The sequence below is a fragment of the Vibrio tritonius genome, assembly GCF_001547935.1.
In the GTDB taxonomy this organism is placed as follows: domain Bacteria; phylum Pseudomonadota; class Gammaproteobacteria; order Enterobacterales; family Vibrionaceae; genus Vibrio; species Vibrio tritonius.
Genome location: NZ_AP014636.1, coordinates 679,959 through 701,835 on the forward strand (window position 1 = coordinate 679,959; position 21,877 = coordinate 701,835).

The 21,877-nt window shown below is 43.4% G+C and carries 21 protein-coding genes; 14 read left to right on the plus strand and 7 right to left on the minus strand.

Annotation, left to right across the window (positions count from 1 at the left end; translation table 11 throughout):
- Positions 1-17: 17 nt before the first annotated feature.
- A complete protein-coding gene (locus tag JCM16456_RS24375; RefSeq protein WP_269450986.1) occupies positions 18-146 on the plus strand; it encodes a hypothetical protein in 129 nt (42 codons plus the stop codon).
- Positions 147-330: 184 nt separating this feature from the next.
- The gene (locus JCM16456_RS18265; protein ID WP_068717193.1) at positions 331-3,021 is read left to right on the plus strand and encodes a hybrid sensor histidine kinase/response regulator; all 2,691 of its coding nucleotides are present in this window, start codon (positions 331-333) and stop codon (positions 3,019-3,021) included.
- A gap of 25 nt (positions 3,022-3,046) precedes the next feature.
- Here JCM16456_RS18265 and JCM16456_RS18270 read toward each other — a convergent pair whose 3' ends face one another.
- Both JCM16456_RS18270 and JCM16456_RS18275 read right to left on the minus strand, forming a co-directional pair.
- Positions 3,047-4,882: a putative bifunctional diguanylate cyclase/phosphodiesterase gene (locus tag JCM16456_RS18270; RefSeq protein WP_068717194.1), complete on the minus strand. Its 1,836-nt coding sequence runs from the start codon at positions 4,880-4,882 to the stop codon at positions 3,047-3,049.
- 148 nt (positions 4,883-5,030) lie between these two features.
- Complete coding sequence (locus tag JCM16456_RS18275) at positions 5,031-5,504, minus strand: dCMP deaminase family protein (RefSeq protein WP_068717196.1); 474 nt, start codon at positions 5,502-5,504, stop codon at positions 5,031-5,033.
- 689 nt (positions 5,505-6,193) lie between these two features.
- On the opposite strand from JCM16456_RS18275, the gene JCM16456_RS23850 reads away from it, so the two are divergent.
- The 5 genes from JCM16456_RS23850 to yddG all read left to right on the plus strand — a co-directional run bounded on the left by JCM16456_RS23850 (position 6,194) and on the right by yddG (position 9,456).
- A complete protein-coding gene (locus JCM16456_RS23850) occupies positions 6,194-6,361 on the plus strand; it encodes a hypothetical protein (protein ID WP_156430596.1) in 168 nt (55 codons plus the stop codon).
- Positions 6,362-6,664: 303 nt separating this feature from the next.
- Complete coding sequence (locus JCM16456_RS18280) at positions 6,665-7,243, plus strand: exopolysaccharide biosynthesis protein (protein WP_225249668.1); 579 nt, start codon at positions 6,665-6,667, stop codon at positions 7,241-7,243.
- A 29-nt stretch (positions 7,244-7,272) separates the two neighbouring features.
- Positions 7,273-7,674, plus strand: a complete 402-nt coding sequence (locus JCM16456_RS18285; RefSeq protein WP_068717200.1) for an OsmC family protein — start codon at positions 7,273-7,275, stop codon at positions 7,672-7,674.
- 236 nt (positions 7,675-7,910) lie between these two features.
- Complete coding sequence (locus JCM16456_RS18290) at positions 7,911-8,462, plus strand: sugar O-acetyltransferase (RefSeq protein WP_068717202.1); 552 nt, start codon at positions 7,911-7,913, stop codon at positions 8,460-8,462.
- Positions 8,463-8,535: 73 nt separating this feature from the next.
- Entirely contained in the window at positions 8,536-9,456 is a 921-nt protein-coding gene (yddG, locus tag JCM16456_RS18295) for an aromatic amino acid DMT transporter YddG (protein ID WP_197655241.1), read from the plus strand.
- A 74-nt stretch (positions 9,457-9,530) separates the two neighbouring features.
- Here yddG and JCM16456_RS18300 read toward each other — a convergent pair whose 3' ends face one another.
- Together JCM16456_RS18300 and JCM16456_RS18305 are read right to left on the minus strand one after the other, a co-directional pair.
- Complete coding sequence (locus JCM16456_RS18300; RefSeq protein WP_068717206.1) at positions 9,531-10,424, minus strand: cation diffusion facilitator family transporter; 894 nt, start codon at positions 10,422-10,424, stop codon at positions 9,531-9,533.
- A gap of 177 nt (positions 10,425-10,601) precedes the next feature.
- Entirely contained in the window at positions 10,602-11,480 is an 879-nt protein-coding gene (locus JCM16456_RS18305) for a LysR family transcriptional regulator (RefSeq protein ID WP_068717208.1), read from the minus strand.
- Between the two features lie 196 nt (positions 11,481-11,676).
- On the opposite strand from JCM16456_RS18305, the gene JCM16456_RS18310 reads away from it, so the two are divergent.
- A complete protein-coding gene (locus tag JCM16456_RS18310) occupies positions 11,677-12,258 on the plus strand; it encodes a class I SAM-dependent DNA methyltransferase (RefSeq protein ID WP_068717211.1) in 582 nt (193 codons plus the stop codon).
- 261 nt (positions 12,259-12,519) lie between these two features.
- On the opposite strand, the gene JCM16456_RS18315 is transcribed toward JCM16456_RS18310, so the two are convergent.
- Positions 12,520-13,446, minus strand: a complete 927-nt coding sequence (locus JCM16456_RS18315; protein ID WP_068717213.1) for a LysR family transcriptional regulator — start codon at positions 13,444-13,446, stop codon at positions 12,520-12,522.
- Positions 13,447-13,533: 87 nt separating this feature from the next.
- Positions 13,534-15,519: an acetoacetate--CoA ligase gene (locus JCM16456_RS18320; RefSeq protein ID WP_068717216.1), complete on the minus strand. Its 1,986-nt coding sequence runs from the start codon at positions 15,517-15,519 to the stop codon at positions 13,534-13,536.
- 212 nt (positions 15,520-15,731) lie between these two features.
- Between JCM16456_RS18320 and phhA the strand changes: the two genes are divergently transcribed.
- The 6 genes from phhA to JCM16456_RS18350 all read left to right on the plus strand — a co-directional run bounded on the left by phhA (position 15,732) and on the right by JCM16456_RS18350 (position 21,269).
- Positions 15,732-16,526 carry a phenylalanine 4-monooxygenase gene (gene phhA / locus JCM16456_RS18325; protein WP_068717218.1) on the plus strand — a complete coding sequence of 265 codons (795 nt, stop codon included), beginning with the start codon at positions 15,732-15,734 and terminating at the stop codon, positions 16,524-16,526.
- Positions 16,516-16,860: a 4a-hydroxytetrahydrobiopterin dehydratase gene (locus JCM16456_RS18330; protein ID WP_068717220.1), complete on the plus strand. Its 345-nt coding sequence runs from the start codon at positions 16,516-16,518 to the stop codon at positions 16,858-16,860. The genes phhA and JCM16456_RS18330 overlap by 11 nt, the downstream gene beginning before the upstream one ends.
- Before the next feature lie 600 nt (positions 16,861-17,460).
- Positions 17,461-18,006, plus strand: coding sequence for a diaminobutyrate acetyltransferase (ectA, locus tag JCM16456_RS18335; RefSeq protein ID WP_179946813.1), 546 nt, complete (start codon positions 17,461-17,463; stop codon positions 18,004-18,006).
- A gap of 32 nt (positions 18,007-18,038) precedes the next feature.
- Positions 18,039-19,304 (plus strand): diaminobutyrate--2-oxoglutarate transaminase, encoded by a 1,266-nt coding sequence (gene ectB, locus JCM16456_RS18340; RefSeq protein WP_068717224.1) that lies wholly within the window; start codon positions 18,039-18,041, stop codon positions 19,302-19,304.
- Positions 19,305-19,342: 38 nt separating this feature from the next.
- Positions 19,343-19,729, plus strand: a complete 387-nt coding sequence (locus tag JCM16456_RS18345; RefSeq protein ID WP_068717226.1) for an ectoine synthase — start codon at positions 19,343-19,345, stop codon at positions 19,727-19,729.
- A gap of 118 nt (positions 19,730-19,847) precedes the next feature.
- A complete protein-coding gene (locus tag JCM16456_RS18350; RefSeq protein WP_068717228.1) occupies positions 19,848-21,269 on the plus strand; it encodes an aspartate kinase in 1,422 nt (473 codons plus the stop codon).
- A 108-nt stretch (positions 21,270-21,377) separates the two neighbouring features.
- Here the strand turns inward: JCM16456_RS18350 and JCM16456_RS18355 are convergent, their stop codons facing one another.
- Complete coding sequence (locus JCM16456_RS18355; protein WP_068717230.1) at positions 21,378-21,869, minus strand: hypothetical protein; 492 nt, start codon at positions 21,867-21,869, stop codon at positions 21,378-21,380.
- Between the last annotated feature and the right edge of the window lie 8 nt (positions 21,870-21,877).

A 21,877-nucleotide genomic window follows, 5' to 3' on the forward strand; every position in this document is an offset into this window, starting at 1 on the left:
CAAAATTCAGCTTGTTGATGAGCTCCCAAGGGGAGAGTTGTATTCGCGCCTATGCAGCGTTACCGATTTTCTACGTAGTATCACTAGGTATTCCAATCGGAGCCTTGCCTATAAGCGAATACCTTCTCGCTGAAACCGCAGCTTGAGGTTACTTGGGTATAGAGATTAAAACGTAAAAATCACACATTCCGCGGGCTAGAGATTTCATTCGTGCCAATAGTGTCTATTCTTTTTATAGGAAACTTATACCCAAATGACCTTCTCGCTGAAACCGCATCTTGAGGTTACTTGGGTATATCACAAACGTTACTCATAGAACGGATTTTTGCCATGCTCAGAGCATCACGCTTTTCAGTTAAAGTGAGATTATTGTTACTCTGTTGCCTGCCTATCACAGTGATTACGGTTGCGACGGTTGGTTATTATCAACAATTAAAACATCAGCAAGCGGCTTATCAATGGGCGGCTCAGCAGAGTAGTGCCTTGTCTTTAACGACTAACGTATCTGGACAAATTTTTCATTTGCTCAATCCACGTATAGATAGCAAGAGCTTTAGTGATAATTTAATCCAAATTGGTCAGCTATTTTTTCGTCTTGAAGATGTGGTATCTCAGATGGAGTCTCACATTGATGATCTGGCGGATTCGCAACTTATTTTCAGTGATATTAACCGCTTGCGTCAACTGACCCAAGTGGCCACATTTGATAATTATCAGAGTCTGTATGAAGACACATTAGAAGGTTTTTCATTGGTTCAGAGTTTGATGACTCGATTTCAATACGATCTGTTCCCCTACGATAACCAAGGTCAACTTGATCCAACGTTGCAATGGATGCAGAAATGGCATGTATTGTTTGGCCAATTTTTGTTTTATCGGGATAAGCAAGCATGGTTACTGAGCGACATACCTAGCGATGCCGCTCAGTATGATAATTGGCTTAGCCGATACCAAACTGTTTCCGGTCGTAAAGCGTATTTATGGTCGCAGTTACTCGCCATTCGCAGTTGGGGGGAGACGCCAACATGGGGCTCGGAACTTCATTTACTCAATACCGAAGCGGGCATTTCTGAAGAGAGATTACCGAGCGAATTTATGCGGACTAAGCCGACCGAAGAAGACCTTAGGGCTTTTTACAGTATCTGGCTCAACAACAATAGCAAGCTATATGCTCTCTTCCATGAGGTAGGTGAGAGGGTTGCCGCTCGTGCCAATGAACGTATTGAACTTATTCAAGAGCGCATTATGTTTGTTGTAAGTAGTGTTGCTGTGCTCAATATGTTGATATTGGTGTTAGGGTTTGGCACGTTTTCTAGGATTAGCGCCAAGCTCAACCGAATTTTGTATGCGATGCGGCGTTTGGGTGACGGTCATGATGAGGTTGAAGCGATTCCAGTAGAAGGTAATGACGAATTATCTGACTTCGCTCGTGATCTCAATAAGTTTGTTAAAGAGCTTCAACAGCGAGAACAAGAACTTGTTGATGCTAAAGAAACGGCAGTGTCGGCTAACCGAGCAAAAAGTGCCTTTTTGGCGAATATGTCCCATGAAATTCGTACTCCATTGAATGGCATTATCGGAATGGTCGAGATTTTTTCTGCCACGACGTTGAATACCAGTCAGCGTGAAATTTTGCTCGATATTGATAGTTCATCCCACTCTTTGTTGGTGTTAATTAACGATATTCTTGACTTATCAAAAATCGAATCAGGCAACTTATCACTGACTCATCATGCTTTTAATATGGCAGAATTGGTCTTTGATTCGGTCAATATGATTAATTCAAAAGCCGTGAGTCAACATATTGAACTCAATGTGGATATTGACCCCACGTTACCGCGTTGCGTGGTATCGGATGAGTTTCGAGTTAAGCAAATTTTAATGAACTTGCTCTCTAACTCGGTGAAGTTTACCCAAGATGGCTATGTGACCACCAAACTCACTTATTTTGGTGGTGATGCGCCTAAAATCCATGTTAGCGTTTCTGATACAGGCAAAGGCATTGATAACAGTAAGCTTGCTACCATTTTTGAACCCTTTACCCAAGAAGATGGCAGTATTACGCGCCGTTATGGTGGTACTGGTTTAGGTTTGGCTATTTGTAAGCAGTTACTGGACCTGATGCATGGAGAAATTCATGTAACGTCAGAAGTCGGTAAGGGGAGCACATTTGAGTTTTCTATACCGGTCGATTTACAGCTTAGCCAACCTTATCCCATGTTTGCGCCATTAACCGGCAGTGCACTGCTAATTCATAATGGGTCTAACTATCGAACCTTGGTGGTGCGTGAATGCCAACGTTTAGGGCTTCGACTCTATCAAGCGAACAGTGTGGATCAACTCCCCGAGTTACCCAAAGATGTTATGTATGTGCTTTATTGTCAGAATCTCACCCGCAGTGTTCGATCTGATAATGAAGTGTTAGTGCGTACCTTTGCCGATGCTCAGCGTATTTTGTTACAGCATCACCTTTTTGTGAATAGAGAGTTTTCCATTCCGTTCCATAGCCAGATTACGCTACCTTTGATGGGGCAGCGTTTCGAGCGGGCTTTAAGAGCACTTGTGCCCAATAGTGATACGACTTCGGCGCTAGGGGCGCTCAATGGTGATGATGTTAATTTGAAAGTAGGGCATTTGAATCGAATATTGATCGTAGAAGACAATCTTATGAACCAAAAGATTGCCAGTTTCTTTCTCGAAAAAGCTGGGTTGGATTATGTGATTGTCAGCAACGGTCAGGAGGCTGTCGATATTATTACCCAAGGCGGTGTATTTTGTGCTGTTTTAATGGATTGTATGATGCCTGTGATGGATGGCCTTTCTGCGACGCGCAAAATTCGCCAATGGGAAAAAATCGAGAAACAACGGCGCTTGCCGATCATCGCATTGACTGCCAGCGTATTGGATGAAGATATTGCTAACTGTTTTGATGCGGGGATGGATGCTTATCTACCCAAACCGTACAAATCTCAGCAACTCTTTGATGTTCTAAATGAACTGAATGTATTTGAACAGAGCTAATGGCAAAAGCAAATCGAGAGCTGAGTTACGCTGTCTTCTTATCAAGCGGGTATTGATGCACTAATTGGTAAAAGCTATCGGCGGGCAGCGGTGGAGAGCATAAATAACCTTGGTATAGATCGCACTGCTCTTGATGTAGTAAGGCAAGCTGTGCTTGTGAGTTGACGCCTTCAGCGATCACTTTTTTGTCTAAGTTGTGACCTAGCTGAATGATGGTGCGTAATATCATGTGGCTGTCTTTGTCGTGTACGCACTCATCGATAAATGACTTATCAATTTTGATCATGTCGATGGGCAACTGCTTGAGGTAGTTCAATGAGGAGTAGGCGGTCCCAAAATCATCGATCGCAATTTGTACGCCCATTGCACGTAATTTCTGACAGGTATCTGTTACACGCGACAGTTCCGTCATTAACGTGGTTTCTGTAATCTCTAGCTGTAATAGTTGTGGCGGCAATTGGTACGTTTTTAATGCATTGGTAACCACATCAATGATGTCATCATAGAGAAACTGGATGGTCGAAACATTGACTGCAATGCACACTTGACGCCCTTCCTCAAACCAGGCCTTCGCTTGTTGACAGGCGGTATAAATCACCCAACGTCCAATCGGAATGATTTGCTGGCTTTTTTCTGCCACATTAACGAACTCATCGGGCGTGATCATGCCTAATTGTGGGTGCAACCAGCGGATCAATGCCTCAGCGTGTTCAATACGATTGGTTTTTATGTCCACTTTCGGTTGGTAATAAAGCGATAGCTGCTTTTTGTTGAGTACAAAAGCGAGTTCTTGCTCGATTTTATGATGGCGAATCATCTCTTCATCGAGCCGTTGATCGTACCATTGAATACGGTTTTTCCCTTTCAGTTTGGCGCGGTACATTGCCACGTCGGCATTTCGATACCAAAGGTCAACCTGCTGGCCAGCATCGCTATACAGGGCAATGCCAATGCTGACTGTGGTGAAATAGCTACCGTTTGCAACGCGATACTCTTGCTGACAGTGTGTGACCATCTCTTGTACCAGTGGTAACAGTTGGGCACGATTAAGGTCATCACCATGGAGGACTAACGCAAATTCATCACCGCTAAGACGATAAACATCGCTTGGGCTATTGTTGCTCTTGTTCGTATTGTTCTTAAGAGAAAATTGTTTTAAACGACAAGTGAGCTTAGTTAATAGTTGATCACCAGCAACATGGCCTAAGCTGTCGTTAATGCGCTTAAAGTTATCAATATCTAACACCAATAAGGCGTAATCTCCGCGCAGGTTTTGATCTGTATCGATATTTTCTAGTAGCTCAGTAAAGGCTTTACGATTGCCAACGCCCGTCAAAAAGTCGGTCATACTTTCTCGACGAAACTTTTCAATTTGGGCATACAGGCGGTGGCGATAGGAGAGACTCAACGTGGCAAACGAAGTAATGATGATCAATTCTAATGCATCTTCCCAAAATGGCCGTGTTGATAATGTAACGCTTTGAGGAAAACAGGCCGTCAAAACGGCTAATGAACTGACGATTGGCCATGCAAAGCCGCGTAGCAAAAGAAGATAACAAAGTGGCACAAGAAAATAGGTATCGGAGATAGGTAGATGTTGATTGGGATGTGCTAGAGGACTAACGATTAAGACACAAAGTGATACAAAAGCACATGCTTGACGCAATCGGTGACGCTGAGTTAGCCAGCCCAATGTCATTAACAGCCCAAACGTTAAACTAAAATAGGCTAATCGTTGATGTCCTAATTGAAGATGATCAACGAATAAGGAATGCGTAATGAGAGACAAACCCAGCAAGTAGAGGATAGGCGTAATTGCCTTGAGCAAAATAGGGTGGCGATGCTGGGGAAAGAGGGCCATGTAACATCCTAACGGGTAAAGGAGGCGTAAACAGCACGCCTCTTGTTTAAACCCCAGTCTAGACGTTATGAACTGAAAAAAAGAGCCCTTGTTGATGAATAACTCGGCATAAGGGCGTTCTTTTTAACAGGATCTCACAAATAAGACGCTATTCGCCGACAGAAGGGACATTAGTGAAGGCAACTAGCTCTGATGGTGGTAGCCAGTTAACTTTCACTCCTGCCTGTAAAAACATCTCTTGGCTTACTTTGATTTTGTCTCCCCAACGAGATAAAAATTCTTCATTCTGTTCGGGGCAGTGCACTGCTGCAATCCCAGTTTGAATGATTTTTGCAGCGCAGTTAGGACAAGGAAAGTGAGTGACATAAATTTCACAGCCATCTAAATCACGTTTAGCAAACAGGATGGCATTTTCCTCAGCATGCAATGTTTTGAGGTATTTCATATCACGGTCGTCTGTATTGGCACTGTCTGAAATGCCATGTGGATAACCGTTGAAGCCCACTGAAACAATGCGGTTTTGTTTGACAATGACAGCGCCAACTTGTGTCGATGGATCTTTACTCCAAGAGCTAACAAGTTCTGCCATTTGGTAAAAGCGTTGTGCCCATTTTGAAATCATATTTTGGTTCCTTAACAAATGTCGCAGTGAGTGTGGTTAACTCATTTATACAACATCACCAGCCAAAGCGGTTTCTGTCATGTTTTCTATTTAATAGAAGCGTAGACGTTACTTTATCAGTAAGTCACGCCTGTATTTGGTTTCTTAACGATAAGCGCTTCGCCATTCGTTGTGAAATTATTCTTTATATAACCTAGGAAAACCAGCATTTTTATGCTGTTAGGCCCTCTATAAAGCACATTTGGTGGGTTTTTACGCACAATGTCAGGTCAAAATTGCACTAGTTTGGTGAAAAATGGCAATTTGTCCATGGTTCGTGTAAGAGATCTCTTACAAGGTGCGTAGGAAAATGAGTTATTTTACGCGTGATATGTGCCGATGAAGAAATCTAATATATTGTTTTATCGTAATTAATTGCCTTTGCTTTGTCTTGGTGCAGTGAGGTTTTTGTTTGTCTGGGTTGTGTCATAATACTTATGGGGTATTCTGTATTCATCGGCAGGACGCTGATACGGAACAGGAAAGACCCAGGGATTGGTCATCTTCAGGAAGAAGATTCGGCATTTCAGGATGAAAGGTCGGCAAGGAACGCAAATACACAGTCGAACACGTTTAGCCAGAATGGTTATTACTTTTTGAGATTGTGGACTTTTAAGGATAAAAGGCGCGTCTGCTAGGATGGCAGAGACATGGACACCGCTAGGATGGCGATGAAATGGAATGCGCTGAAGGATTCAGCAAACTATCAGGGATTGGATGCAGGGAGCACCTTTCGTAGCGGGATTGCTGCAAGTAAGAACTACCCCCACCAAGTGTCAGCTTGGTGGGGTTTTTCTTGTCTGCGTGTTTGTTATTAAAGCAACAAGAACGTGTGTTATACCAACTGTGGTCATTTATTTACCATTCGTGCTCGCTAATGTGGTGATCACCGCGCAATAGTTTTTTCATTCGAATAAATAGTGAAAGCTAAGCTACTCCTTGTTTTGATTGCTTTTTCTATCAAATTTTAATCCGATAATGGGTTAGAAGGGCCTTCGATGGTTACACGCTGTTACTACTTTATGGTTACACCTGTTGCCAGCTACCATGACTCTTGTTAATGTGCTGGCATTCTGTCTGCTGTCATCTGTGACAGAGCCTTTCATCCTATCGGTGGTTATGTGGAAAAAACATCTTATTTTTTGATTCGGATTTTGAAGGAATTCCCAGAATCAGAAATTTCTATTGGCTCATTGCTTGAGCTGCTTAAGCGCCGCTCTTATGGCGCCTTACTTATTCTGCTGAGCTTGATAGGTTTGATTCCAGGTATCTCTTTTCTTGCTGGGTTCGCCATTTTTTGGCTAGGCCTGCAAATGGCCCTGGGTTTTACCGCGCCTCGTTTGCCTGCGTTTGCTCGTAAGCGTTACTTAGATCAGCAAAAAACACTGCATTTTATTGAAGAGCTTCAACCTTGGTTACAGCGATTAGAAAAATACGTTAAGCCGCGTTGGGAGCCATTATGCGGTTCAATGATTCGCCGTATGATCGGCGGACTCATTTGTGTGTTGGCGTTAGTATCGGTATTACCTCTGCCTTTTGTGAACTTCGCCCCTAACTTTGCTGTGATTTGTTTGTCACTTGGCATTATTGAAAAAGATGGCGTGTGTATATTAGCCGGTACGGTAATGAGCGCGATTGCCATTTGGATTGGGTATCTATTGGTACGTGTGGCGTTCCACTCGTTAATGTTGGTATTATGATGTTTTCACACTTATCAGAGAGTTAAATAATGGAAGCTCAAGTCAAATGGGTTGAGGGATTTAAATTCCTTGGCCACTCAAATTCAGGTCACTCTGTCGTTATGGACGGTAGTGGCGGTGCCACAGCGCCAAGCCCAATGGAAATGGTGATGATGGCTGCTGGTGGTTGTAGCTCTGTTGATGTGGTGGATGGCTTGAAAAGCGCGAATCAAAAAGTCACGTCATGTAATGCTCGTATTACAGCAGAGCGTCGTGAAGCTGCACCTCGTTTGTTTACTAAAATCAACATTCACTTTGAAGTGGCTGGTGAAAATCTAGATCAAGACGTTGTAGCAAAAGTTACCGCTGATTCGTTAGAAAAGTACTGCTCAGTTTGTCTTATGCTAGGCAAAGGGGTGGAAATGACCCACAGTTGGGAAATCATCGCTTAGTTATTGATACGTTATGAATCTTAAAACCGAGCTATTATGCTCGGTTTTTTTACGGTTAATATTCTGCATTTTTATGTGTTAAGTTGCTTAAATAATCAAACGCTAAATCAAGCTGAGTCATTGCTTCCAAATCTCTTATCACTGTATTCGTAAGCGTGAAATAGCCCACTTTTTCCTGAGAAAAAACTCAGTAGCCTGTCCCAAATAGGGTGAATTGAGCAGTAGAAGGCGAACGAATGAGTGAGTTAGAGAAAATGTTACGTGGTGAAGAGTTTGATGGATCTTCACCGGAGATAGAGCAACTGCGAATCGATACTGCCGCATTGAAGTTGGAGATGAATCAATCGATCGATTCCGATCAACGTTACGCATTGCAGCAGCGTCTTTTCCATGCCATAGGCGAATCGAGTATGGTGCAACCGCCTTTTCACTGTGAATTTGGTCAAACCATTTCTATAGGTCATCATACCTTCCTCAACATGAACGTTACCATGCTAGATGGCGCACCAATTACCATTGGTAATCATGTGTTGGTGGGGCCTAACTGTCAGTTTTATACACCCACACATTCGTTGGACTATCGTGAACGAAAGCATTGGGAAGTGGTATGCCAACCGATCACGGTGGAAGATGACGTGTGGATTGGTGGCAGTGTGGTGATTACCCAAGGCGTTACCATTGGGGCACGCTCTGTGATTGCCGCAAACTCGGTGGTTACCAGTGATGTGCCTAGTGATTGCCTATATGCCGGTAGCCCAGCACGCTTTATTAAATCGTTGAACGATTAGATAAGCTCTTCTTTCTTGTAACAAATTGGTTTAGATTACTTTCTTTCCCATGAGTTCGGGTAGGGGTTCTAGGTTGCAACATACTGGCTTAAAGAATAAATACACTTGGTTTGGCGTCGCTGCCATTATGCTGTGGGCGTGTTCTGTTGGATTAACTCGCAGCGTCACAGAATTGCTTTCTCCGATTGGTGGCGCGGCCATGATGTATTCTGTGAGTACGTTGTTTTTGTGGTTAGTGTTTGGTTTTCCGCGTATTAGTTTGAAATCGCTACGTTATTTTGTCATCGGTGGCATTTTGTTTGCCGCGTACGAGATATGCATTTCTTTAGCCGTTGGGTTATCCCATTCTCGCCATCAGGCCATGGAAATGGCGGTAGTGAATTATTTGTGGCCAGCACTCACGGTGTTGCTGACGGTTTTTGTTCAGCGCAAAAGAAACAGCGTTTGGCTTTATGTCGGGGTACTTATTGCATTTAGCGGCGTGGTTTGGTGCCTGTTTAATGGTGAAGCTTGGTCGCTAGAGGTGCTTTCCGCCAATGTCGCAGATAACCCCCTTACATATGGATTGGCGTTGTTTGGGGCGGTTATTTGGGCGCTGTATTGCACATTAACGCAGAGTTGGTCTGATGGTGAAAATGGTATTACGCTTTTTTTTGCTCTCACAGCACTGACATTGTGGGGACAATATGGCTTAAGCGATGAACCAGCTCTGGCGTTTTCTTACACTAGCATCGGTTATTTATTGGCTTCGGCTGCGGTGATGGGCAGTGGCTACGGTTTGTGGAACTTAGCGATTTTACGCGGCGACATGATGTTGCTTGCTACGTTATCCTATTTTACCCCAGTGTTTGCGACGCTATTTTCGTCTCTTATTTTAGGCATTGTGCTTGATTGGTCATTCTGGCAAGGCGTTGCTATGGTGAGTCTGGGCTCTTTAATTTGCTGGTGGGTGACTCGAGATAAGCCTCAGTCTCTCGCTACTGTATCGACATGATGATTGAAAACAAAAAAGGATGCATGGTTGAGATATGCATCCTTTCATTTAGGCTTGCGCTTCATGGGTCAAAATCATGCCACATTAAGGGTAAGCTGAAGTTCAAAAGGCAGTTTAGAGAGCCTTTTCTGTAACATCTTACGCGTAGTTTCAATATCGTTCATGGCGATCACATCATGATCATCAGCGACAATATCGATATCAACCCACAGTTCACGGCCAATTTTTGTTACACCAGCCAACTCTAACACTTGTTCTGATTCACGATTGGCTGCCAAAATGCCTTGGTCTACGCTTTTACAAATCTCTTTGTCCGGAGCCATTAGTAGGATTTCGCGCATTGAAGATTTAAGCATAGTTAGGGGTACTTTAACAAAGTAGAACCCCATCATGAGCATTAAACTTGAATCCACGTAAACGGCGTAATGGGCATAAGGTGTTAAAGTCATTAACCAAGCAATTACGAATGCGACTGTGATAACCATACTCAGCATGGTATCCATTTGCCATTGCTTGACCTCGGCGACGATCAGGCCTGATGAATATTTGCGGTTCATACGGCTTATCTGCCACCAAGCATAACCACAACCTAAGACGTTAATCACACCGAATATGGTGGCAATCGAGGCATCGACAGCATGACCACCGTTGAATAAATCAACGACTGATGAGTACAGTGAATACCCAACCACCATCAAGATCACAAGACCTTTAATCGCGATAACCAGAGGTTCAAGTACAGCTCGACCAAATGGAAAACGGTGGTCCGATGGTTTTTCTAAATATTTCGCTACAGTCAGCGACAATAATGTTAACAGTAAACTGACTGAAGAGTAGATACCGTCAAAGGCAATAACGAGTGACCCTACCAGTAGACCGACGACCAGTCCTCCACCAGCAAAGGCTGATGAAATGATGGCTGATATGGTCAGAACTCGCTTTTCGTTACGACTGGTTTGAGTACACATGGAAGTTTACCTAGTAAAAAGATACTTCCAATTTTGGCTGCAATAGAAAGTTTTACAATCTAAAAATGAAACGTCAATTGGCTAATAAATAGACAGCGTAAGTAATGTCTATATTTATCATATGGTTAAATATCAATCTTAGCGCCAATAAAGTTGGCGCTGAGTGATGTTGTTTGTCTAGAAATCAAATAAATAATCGCTTAGTTTGTCTGCAACGAGAGACATGGCTGGTGATTCATTAATGCCTGCGGGGCTAAATACACAATAATCTTCTTGAGTGAGACCATACGTGTGTTTGATTACGGTGAGGTCTTGTTCGCGCAGATACTGGCGAATAAGTGGTTCTGGTAGCACACCCCAAGCGTTATCGGTCAAAATGGTATTGAGAATATATTCGAAGCTGGAGAAGCCGATATAACGGCGAGAAAAGGGCTCTAGGCTAGGGTTGTCTTTATCGGTTAGATAGACCATGACGGCTTGCTTGGCTTTGCGCAGCTCTTCATCAGAAACCCGTTTCGATTTTGCTAATGGATGTGACGAACGACAGACCGACATCATGCGGATCTTACCCAAGGGTTGATACGTGATACGAGGGTCATCAAGTCGTTCATAATCGACGCCAAACGCGAAGTCCACTTGTGCTGTGGCGACCAAGTTCGCCAAGTCACCACTGGAAGCCAGCACCAAATTAAACGAGGTATTGGGGAAGAGAGTATTCAACTGGTGCGCCATCTCATGCCATAAGGTATCTGGCAAGGAGTCGTCTCGAGCGATCCACACTTCTGCGGCAAATTCGGCAGACACTTCAGAACAGGTATGTTTGACACGCCGTGCCGTGATCATGATGTTCTCACAATCTTTATATATTGCTTTGCCAGCTTCGGAAAGAGAGACTTGATTTCCCGTACGGGTAAATAGTTCAACACCTAACTCTTTTTCTAACGCTTTCAACGCCATACTGAGTTTAGTTCGGTTAGCTTCAAGTTGGCGTGCAGCTTCCGAGACGGAGCCGGTATTCGCGATGGCACAGAAGGCTTCTATTTGGGCTAAGTTCATGCGGCAATCACACAGTTATACATTGGCAAATCATAAACAATTTTACTCAGTTTGACTATTTGCTGTAATTATCGCCAATCGAGAGAAAATTGCTTAATTGGCTTCAAGAAACGCTCGTAACTCGGTGAACTTTCTTTCATTTTGGTTTACTCTTGGCACTATTGTCCGAATACAAAGAAGTAAGACGGAGGCCATAATGGCGCAGAACTGGGATGAATACGCAGCAGACTGGGAGAAAGATGAATCGACCACTGCTTTTGCTCATAATGTGTTTCAACAGCTACGAGCATTTACGGACTTAACTGACAAGCACATCTTAGACTTTGGCTGTGGTACAGGCTTGCTCACCCAATTGATGTCACCATTGGCAAAAGACATTGTCGCCCTAGATAGCTCTGAGGCTATGATTGAAGAACTCGATAAAAAAGAGTTGGATAATGTCGAACCCGTGGTGGATGCGTTAACTCGAGGTTTAGTGGCACAACATCCAGCGTTTCGTAAGCAGTTTGATGTGGTTGTTGCTTCTTCAGTGTGTGCGTACGTGAGCGATTTACAACAATCGTTGGACATCGTGTATAGCGTATTAGATGTTGGTGGCGTATTTGTACATTGGGATTGGTTAGCGCAGAACAGCGATAGTGAATCTGGACTTACTCGTGATGAAATCACCAATGCACTAACGAAAGCTGGGTTTGATTTTGTGGAAGCAAAAGAGGTCTTCTCTATTCAAACGTCTAATGGGCTTATCCCTGTCATTATGGGGATTGGTCGTAAGTAATCACGCGTCTTACTTCATTTTTAGAATTAATTGCTTAAGCATTTCCATACTGTAAATTGAGTGTTTACATAATTTCACTGTTGAGTATGGGGGAGTTCACTTATACTCCTCGCGTCAACAGAATGAATGTGGTCAATTGGATTTGACGTTAAATTCATCACTAACAACTGGTTAGAAAACGGCTTTATAAAAACTATAAGTAAAACAAAAAGGGTTAGCATGAGCTAACCCTTTTTGTATTCTGAGGGAGTATAGGAATACTTAGTAAGTCACCAAATCTTGATTCGATAATTGGCTGGATAGCCATTTTATCGCTTGGTTGTTCATATTCGAGGTATTCCAAACCAAACTGTACGCGACCGTGCCATAGTCAAAAGGGAGTGGTTTTCTGATCAGTCCTTGGGTTTTGCTCGATGCGTCAGCCCAGAGTTCTGAACAGGTAAACAATAAGTCGGTGTGATGGCAAAGGTCGGCCGCAGAGCCAAAATCGCTGGTAATGACTTTGATCGTGCGCGAGGTATGGTGTTGAGTGAGATATTTTTCGAAATAGGGATCGCTCAATTCATGATCGGAAATATCAATGTGAGCGTATTGAAGATAATTGTCGACCGTTAACTCCTTATCTGCTAAAGGATGATTTGGGCGCATCAAACATATCATTTTGTCGTAATCAATGACTTGCCATCCTAAGTCGAGCGCTGAAGTGTGTGGTTGACTGATGTCGTGAGGCAGTATGACAAAGTCGACCGCTCCATTGAGTAATGAATCGAAACCATGCCGCTCTTTCGCATGAACAGTTAGTACCATGTCATCAGCACATTGTTCAATGATATGAGCGAGACGTTTTGAGTAAAGTTCGAACGTACTTTCTCGCATCGATATTTGGTAATTCCCCCGATATTCTTTGGGGTCGAACCCAGCTTGATGAATCAGACCATTCATACTCGATAAAATATGGTGGATTGTGGGAGAGATTTGTAAGGCGAATGCGGTTGGAATCAGTTGGTTACCATCACGAAAGAACAGTTCATCAGCTAATAGTTCACGTAGCTGTGCTAAAATTTTACTGATATTCGATGGGCTTACGCATAGTCGCTTGGCGGTTTGAGTCACACTACGGGTACTTAACATGACGTGAAGTGCGGTTAAGTGTTTGAGGCTAAATCGGGAAAGCTGAACGTAATCCATAAAACCTGCTTTATTGAATAGAGAAACCAGAATATAACATTAGGTTCATAAACTTGACCATCTTAAAAACTGTTTTCTCATTAAAATCTAGTTTAATTGAGTGAAAAGTCGCACTTTAGCCTCTTCAATGCTTTGTGGATTAGCAATCGCATGCAAATTGCTGATGGTTTTTTGGTGTAACGCTTGCTTTAGCGCTTTTTCAACCAACTTACCTGAGTGAGTTCTGGGAATGTCATCAACAGCGATAATGTAGGCAGGGACATGACGAGGAGAGCAGTGGGTTTTAAGGTGTTTCCTAATCTCTGCTTGAAATTCGCTGGTTAACGAGGCGTCGTTAGCTAACTGAATAAATAGGACAATGGATTCGTCGTTATTTTGCTGGTAGCCAACCGCAATCGAATCAAGTACGCCAGGCAATGAATTTACGTGCCGATAGATTTCTGCCGTGCCGATTCTTACTCCTCCCGGATTGAGCATGGTATCGCTACGACCAAGGAAACGCCAACCTTGGTGAGGTGTTGCTTCAATTTCATCACCGTGATGCCAAACGCCCGCAAATTTGTGCCAATAAGCAGAATAGTACTGTGTACCATCGTCTTGCCAAAAGCCGAGAGGTTGGTTGGGAAAACTATTGCAACACACCAACTCGCCAGATTGCGCAGTGGTTGCTTGACCTTGCTCATTAAATGCCGCGATTTCCATTCCTAACGCACTGCTTTGACATTCGCCGCGATACACTGGCAGGGTTGGTACACCCAACACAAAGCAGCCGCATATATCAGTACCACCGGAGATAGAGGCCAGATGCACATCGCTTTTAATGTGTTGATAGACAAAGTCGAACTGTTCGGCATAGAGGGGCGAACCGGTTGAGCAAAGCGTGTTTAAATGTTTCAGCGTGTAGTAGTCAGAAGGAGAAAAATGGCGATTTTCTAGTTCAGCTAAATATCGAGCAGAGGTGCCAAATAAGGTGGTTTGCGTCTCTTCTGCCAATTGCCAAAGCACTTGTGGCTGCGGGTAAAAAGGGTGGCCATCGTAAATGATCAATGTTGCTCCACTGGCTAAAGCAGAAACATGCCAGTTCCACATCATCCAGCCGCAAGTCGTGAAATAAAAGACCCTGTCTTTAGGGTGTATATCACAATGTAGCTGATGTTCTTTTAAGTGGTTTAGTAAAGTGCCACCAACCGAATGAACAATGCACTTGGGTTGACCAGTTGTGCCAGATGAATACAAAATGAAAAGTGGGTCGTTGAATGCAACGCGACAATATTCAACTCCCCGAGCTTGGTAGCTTTTTAGTATGGCTTGCCAGTCGGAGAAAGAGTCGTTAAACGCATCACTAGTATTACGTTGTTGTAAATACTCAATTTGGCAGGTGTTAGTCAGTTGCGGTAATTTCGCTGCAATAGCTGCATTATTCGCTTCTAATCTGTGGGTTTTCCCGTTAAATGTGTAGCCGTTACAGCAGAATAGGATTTTAGGTGATACTTGACTAAAACGTTCCAGAACACTGTCGATGCCAAAATCGGGAGAAATGGAGGTCCAAATGGCACCTAAGCTGGTGGTTGCGAGCATGGCGACCACAGACTCTGCAATATAAGGTAAGTAACCCGCCACTACATCCCCGGCACCAACTCCATTTTGTTCTAGCCATTGTTGCACGATGGATACTTGATCTGACAATTGTTGCCACGTCAGTTTTTTGGTATGCCCGTTTTCATTACGGCACCATAGCGCGACTCCTTCTGGATTTTGATACGCATAGGAGAGGCAGTTCTCTGCATAATTGAGCTCTGCTTGTGGAAACCATTTCGTGTCGGCGGCAGCATAGAAAGGTCTACCTGAAACAATCCCTTCGCCTGTAACACATTGCCCCTGTGAGCCTATTACATCGCAGTAGTTCCATAACTCTATCCAAAAGGAGCGGCTTTCATCGATAGACCAACGATGAAGTTCTTCATAAGTAGCGAAAAATTTATTTTGGCGAGCTAGGTGATCTGTAAAGCCAGAGATGAGTGAAGTACTGATGCGCTCTTGGCTTGGATGCCAAATAGGACCAAAGTCTGCCATAGCTTTCCTTGCGATGTGTAAAAACCAATAGGTAAAGTGTTGTTGGCACAGTAACCGTTGTCAAACAGCACTGTTCTACTTCGTGTGCTGGTTAAGAATCTTTGCTTGTAACATTATTTTTACAACAGAACGCAGTGTGAAATTACTAATAAAGATGTTAATAGCAAGCATGCAGATTATGGTTAAATGAGTGGGCCAGAAGGAGACACGCGATGAGCGAATACCATTCAAAACCGCTTGATGCCTTTGGTAACTTAGCGTGGGATGACGACGAACACGATGTTTGGCAACGTTTAATCGAACGCCAGTCACATTGCGTTGAAGGGCGTGCCTGTAAGGCATACTTACAGGGATTAGAAAGGCTTGGATTGTCGCACCAATATGCACCTCAACTTAGTGATATTAACCCAGTGCTACAGGAAACAACGGGTTGGCAAGTCACACCTGTACCTGCACTGATTAACTTCGAGCGTTTTTTTACGCTACTGGCACATAAACAGTTTCCTATTGCGACATTCTTACGTCGCAAGGAAGATCTCGATTACTTGCAAGAACCCGACTTTTTTCATGAGGTGTTCGGCCATTGCGCTATGCTCACCAATCCTAAATTTGCACAGCTAACGCATTTGTTTGGTCAGTTAGGTTTAGCGATGCCAGAATCAGATCGAGTTTATCTCGCTAGGCTATACTGGTTTACGGTGGAGTTCGGTTTGATAAAAGAAGAAGATGAATTTCGGATTTTTGGCGGCGGCATTCTTTCTTCCCCAGGTGAAACACTACGGGCTCTGGAAAGTGCTGAAGTACGTCGTGAGCCATTCCATCTACTCAACGTACTGAGAACATCCTATCGAATTGATGAGATGCAACCTTTGTATTACTACCTCAATGATTTTTCACAATTATTTCGACTGTTGAGTGACGATTTGTCATCCAATATAGAGCAAGCAAAATCACTGGGTATGTTGACAGTGAGTGACTTAATCAAGGAGAACGAAAATGTTACATGAGCTCAGATGTGAGGCCTGTCGAGCTGGTGCAGCAGGCGCGTTAACAACTCAAGAGCAGCAAGAACTGTTGCTTGAACTCGATGATTGGAAAGTAGTGACCCGTGATTCGGTTGAGCAATTGGAGAAATCCTTTCTGTTTTCTAATTTCAAAAAAGCGTGGACGTTTAGCGAACAGGTCGCCAACCTAGCGGATCAACAAAATCATCACCCTTCCATTTTGGCTGAGTGGGGGAAAGTGACTGTCACGTGGTGGACACACTCCGTTCATGGTTTGCATAAAAACGACTTTATCTGTGCGGCAAAATGTGACCATATCTTTGATGGGGCTGAGTAAGGTAGCGAGAGATGCTTACCAAGCAGCGCACAGTGGTAGATTGCTGTTGGCGTGGTTTGATTGAGTAGCAAGGTGACGAACAAATACAGCAGATAAAAAAAGAGCCAATCGTAATCGCACGATTGGCTTATATTTTGTGTGAACAATTCTATTCACTAACAACGTCAGTTGGCTAGGTGACCCTCGGCTTAAGAAGGGTCGATTTATATAATGCAGATAGCGTGCCAACTTTTTTTATGTGTTTTTGGTTCTAAAATGGCATTTTTTGACCAAAAATTGACCTAAACTTAAAAACGCTTTGCATTATGCAAATGCATTTTGCAATTTTTGCTAAAATGCTAGTGATACCTGTCTCAATGAAATTAATTGCATTTTGGCCTTCATGATCCAATTTTTCACCCAATCTCCGGGTAAAATAGTTACATTTCAAACTATTTTTTTATCATCTCAATGTCAGGTTTATTCCATGTTTATCACTTGTCTTTGCTAATTAGAGACCGTTTATGGCGGTTTTATGACATTTTTATGGGTTGAAATCTTATTTTGGTTTGCTATGGTAATAAAGAATTAATTAGAGTTCAAAACATAATGGAGATGGCTATGATGACAAGTGCGCCTTGGGTGGCGTTTCCAAACCAAACTGATAAGGATATGTCATGGGTATTACGAAAACCTACGCGATCAGACGGGCAAAGTGTTCACGATTTAGTCGCAAAGTGTGCTCCTTTGGACGAAAATTCCGAATATTGTAATTTTTTGCAGTCGATACATTTTCGCAATACTTGTGTTATGGCAGAAGAACAAGGCGAATGTGTTGGCTTTATCTCTGCGTATCAAAAGCCTGATAGTGAAAACGAACTGTTTATTTGGCAAGTGGCTGTTCATCCTAATCAGCGTGGTCGTGGCCTCGCTTTCCATATGTTACAAACGCTGTTAAGTCGTCAAAATCTAGCCAATATCGATGTTGTTGAAACCACGATTACCCAAACCAATCAAGGTTCGTGGGCATTGTTTAAGAAGCTTGATCGTCAACATGGAACCCAAGGTGAAGTGTCAATCTTTCTTGATGAGACACGTCATTTCGATGGTGAACACGACAGTGAATATCTCTATCGAATTCCCCTTTCTTATCACACAAATTCGTAAACTCACCAAACCAACAAAGGCTTTTTATTAGCATGAATATTTTTCGAGACAAAGAATCGAATGTGCAGTCGTATGCTCGTCATTTTCCGGTCGTTTTTTCTAGTGCAAAAGGGTCGTGGTTGTACACCCAAGATGGACAAGCCTACCTCGACTTTCTCGCTGGTGCGGGCGCGCTCAATTATGGTCATAACAATCCAGTCTTAAAACAAGCATTGCTTGAATATATTGAAAAAGACGGTTTAACGCATGGGCTTGATATGTACTCAGAAGCAAAAGCTGAGTTTCTTGATGTGCTACAACGTTACATTCTTGGTCCAAGAGAACTCGATTATCGAGTGCAATTTACAGGGCCAACAGGCACTAATGCAGTTGAAGCAGCGATTAAATTGGCTCGTAAAGTGACCGGACGCAGCAATGTGGTGGCATTCACTAATGGCTTTCATGGTTGCTCGCTGGGAGCGCTTGCGTTAACGGGTAACCAACATCACCGCGGAGGTGCGGGTATCGGTTTGAATGGTGTGACACGACTCCCTTATGACGGTTATGCCAATGTCGATGGTTTGGCTCTGTTCGAAGCGATGCTGGAAGATAATTCAGCGGGTATGGATAAACCAGCAGCAGTGATTCTTGAAGTGGTGCAGGGCGAAGGTGGGCTAAATGTTGCCTCTAATACTTGGTTACGTGCGCTTGCTTCGGTTTGTCGTCGACATGATGTATTGCTTATCGTGGATGATATTCAGGCCGGATGCGGACGAACGGGAAGCTTTTTCAGTTTCGAAGCTGCAGGAATCAAACCAGACATAGTCACTCTATCAAAATCCATTGGTGGTTACGGCCTGCCTATGGCGCTTGTTTTGTATAAGCCGCAATACGACGTGTGGTTACCGGGAGAGCATAATGGCACTTTCCGTGGTAATAACCATGCTTTTGTTACTGCGGCGAAAGCGATTACGACTTATTGGAGTGATGAGCAATTCTCACACCACATTATGGAAAGGGCGAAAGAGCTTAAGTATGCATTAAGCCAACATGTCGAGCGCTATCCTACCTTGTTTGCCAAGGTAAAAGGGCGAGGGTTAATGCAAGGTATTGCTTGTCAAAATGGCGCGATTGCTGAACGGATTGCCAGAGAATGTTTTGCGTTAGAAATGGTGATCGAGACTGCTGGCCCTGAAGATGAGGTGGTTAAGTTTTTCTGTCCGTTAACCATTAGCAAAGAAGAACTGGCTACAGGATTAGAGCGCTTCGAACAAGCGATAGAAAATTTGGCGCCCAAACTACTGGCAAAAGCGTCATAACAGCGTATTGGAATCAATGAACCAAAGAAGGAGACATTATGATTGTTAGAACCCTGAAAGAGTGTGAGCAAAGTGAACGTCGCGTTGTTGCTGAAAACTGGGAAAGTACCCGGATGATTTTAAAAGAAGATCAAATGGGCTTTTCATTTCACATTACTACCATCTATAAGGGAACAGACACTCATATTCACTATCAAAACCATCTTGAATCAGTGTATTGCATTTCTGGAGAAGGAGAGATCGAAGTTGTTGGTGGTGAAGTGTATCCAATCCAACCGGGAACGCTTTATGTGCTGGATAAGCACGATGAACATTACCTACGTGCCTATAAAAAAGGCGATATGGTAATGGCTTGTGTCTTTAACCCACCATTGACTGGTCAAGAAACTCACGATAGTAACGGCGTTTACCCATTGATTGAGTGATATACACCCAAATGACCTCAAGATGCTGAATTTGACCCTTTATCCGCGAGTACAGGTCTCGCGCAACGGCTCAATTCCTTCTAACGTCAGGTATCTCATTAAATAAAAAGGAGACATCATGTCTTACACCGTAGAAAAAATCGGTGGCACCTCCATGACTGCATTTGATGCGGTTTTGGAAAATATAATTTTAAAACCTAACGATCCCTATCATCGTGTGTTTGTCGTATCGGCCTATGGCGGTATGACTGACGCGCTCTTAGAGTGCAAGCGCACGGGGAAGCCTGGGGTGTATCAGAAAATAGCTCAGGGATCGTCGGATTGGCCTGAAGCGCTAAAAGCGTTGGAGCAACGAATGTTGCTGGTTAACGAACAGTGGTTTGCCGATCCTATGGTGCGATTGCAAGCCGATGAGTTTATTCAAACTCGTTTAAATCAGGCTAAAAGCTGTATTGAATCCATCTTGAAAGCGTGTGAGTTTGGCCAGTTTTCCCGCGCGGATTATTTGCAGGATCTTCGTGAGTTTTTGGCGTCGATAGGAGAGGCGCATAGTGCATTTAATACCGCACTTAAACTGACTTCCCTTGGGATTAATGCAAGTTTTGTTGACCTGTCTGGTTGGAACACCGCTGAACCGTTGCCACTTGATGAGGTAATTGATAAGGCTTTTGCTCATCGAGATATTTCAAAAGAGCTACCGATTGTGACTGGTTATGCTTACTGCAAAGAAGGTCTAATGAATACGTATGACCGAGGTTACAGTGAAATGACCTTTAGCCGTATTGCGGTAAGAACGGGCGCTAAATCGGCTGTTATTCATAAAGAGTACCATTTGAGTAGTGCTGACCCGCGAATTGTGGGCCCAGAGCGTGTCCGTCCTATGGGACAAACGAATTATGATGTCGCTGCTGAACTGGCTCGTCTTGGAATGGAAGCGATTCATCCTAATGCTGCCGCGGGGCTAAAGGAACATGGTATTACCCTGTATGTAAAAAATACGTTTGAGCCCGAACATGAGGGCAGTTGTATTACCAATAGAGAGGCTTCAGAGAAGGCTCGCGTTGAAATCGTCGCAGGTAAAGAAAAGGCGTTTGCTCTTCATATTACAGATGTTACTCAAAATCACCAGCTTGCCCAACGGTTGGACAAATTACTTGCAAAAATGCGGATTCGTTGCATGGGGCAGGAGAGTAACGGATTAGGGTTAACGGCTTATCTTTATGGTAAAAGCGGTCAAATTAATCAATTGGTGGATGAGTTACAGCAGGAATTATCAACGGATAACATCACTTTGCGCACGGTGGCTTTAGTTTCAGCAATTGGAGCGCATATCGATTGTGCTGATGTGGTGAGTCGTGGTGTAAAAGCATTGGCTGATAACGATATTGAAGTACTGTCGGTGCAATCGGGTTTGCATCAAGTCTCGGTGCAGTACGCTATTGCAGAGCAAGATTACTCAGCAGCAGTGTGTACATTACATCGAGCCCTTATTTCTGCCAAACCGAATCAGGTAACGCAAAGCGTTAACCGAGCCGCTTAGTAAAAAGAGTAAATGAGTAAGTTAACAGACATAAAAAAGGCGGGACATGACATCATCCCGCCTTTTTATATCGTTTTATGCAGCGATATTGATTAAATCAATCCGTTATTAAACGCCAGCGCGTTTCAATAAGCTTGCCATTAGTGGTGAACTGGTTTTCACCATTTTTGATTTTTTCTGAAGTTCACTAGCAAGGGCATTATCACCGATGTTGTTAGCTATATGCACCATTGAGTGGTAGAAGTTGCCAGCAGCATTGTTTCCAGAATTTGCTTTTTGTAATGGTAACAAAAGCTTAGACATTTCTGAGCCGTTCATGCCTTGTTTTACTGCGTACTGCTCAACAGCATCTAATAGACGGTCAAGATCCGCCATTGCTTCGTTGCTTTCAGCACCTTGTTTTTTCATTTCTTTCAGGTTGCGGCGACGGATTTGCTTAATTACAAAGTGAGGTGTGTTGAGCTTCTTCAGTCCAAAATAGCCGAGTGCGACGACCAGAATAATGCCACCAATTGAATACCCCCAGCCAGAGTTAAGAGTGTCCAAAACAGTTTGCATCACTGGCGCGGTATTAGTTACGTTTGTCGATACTTCTGACATGTGTCATT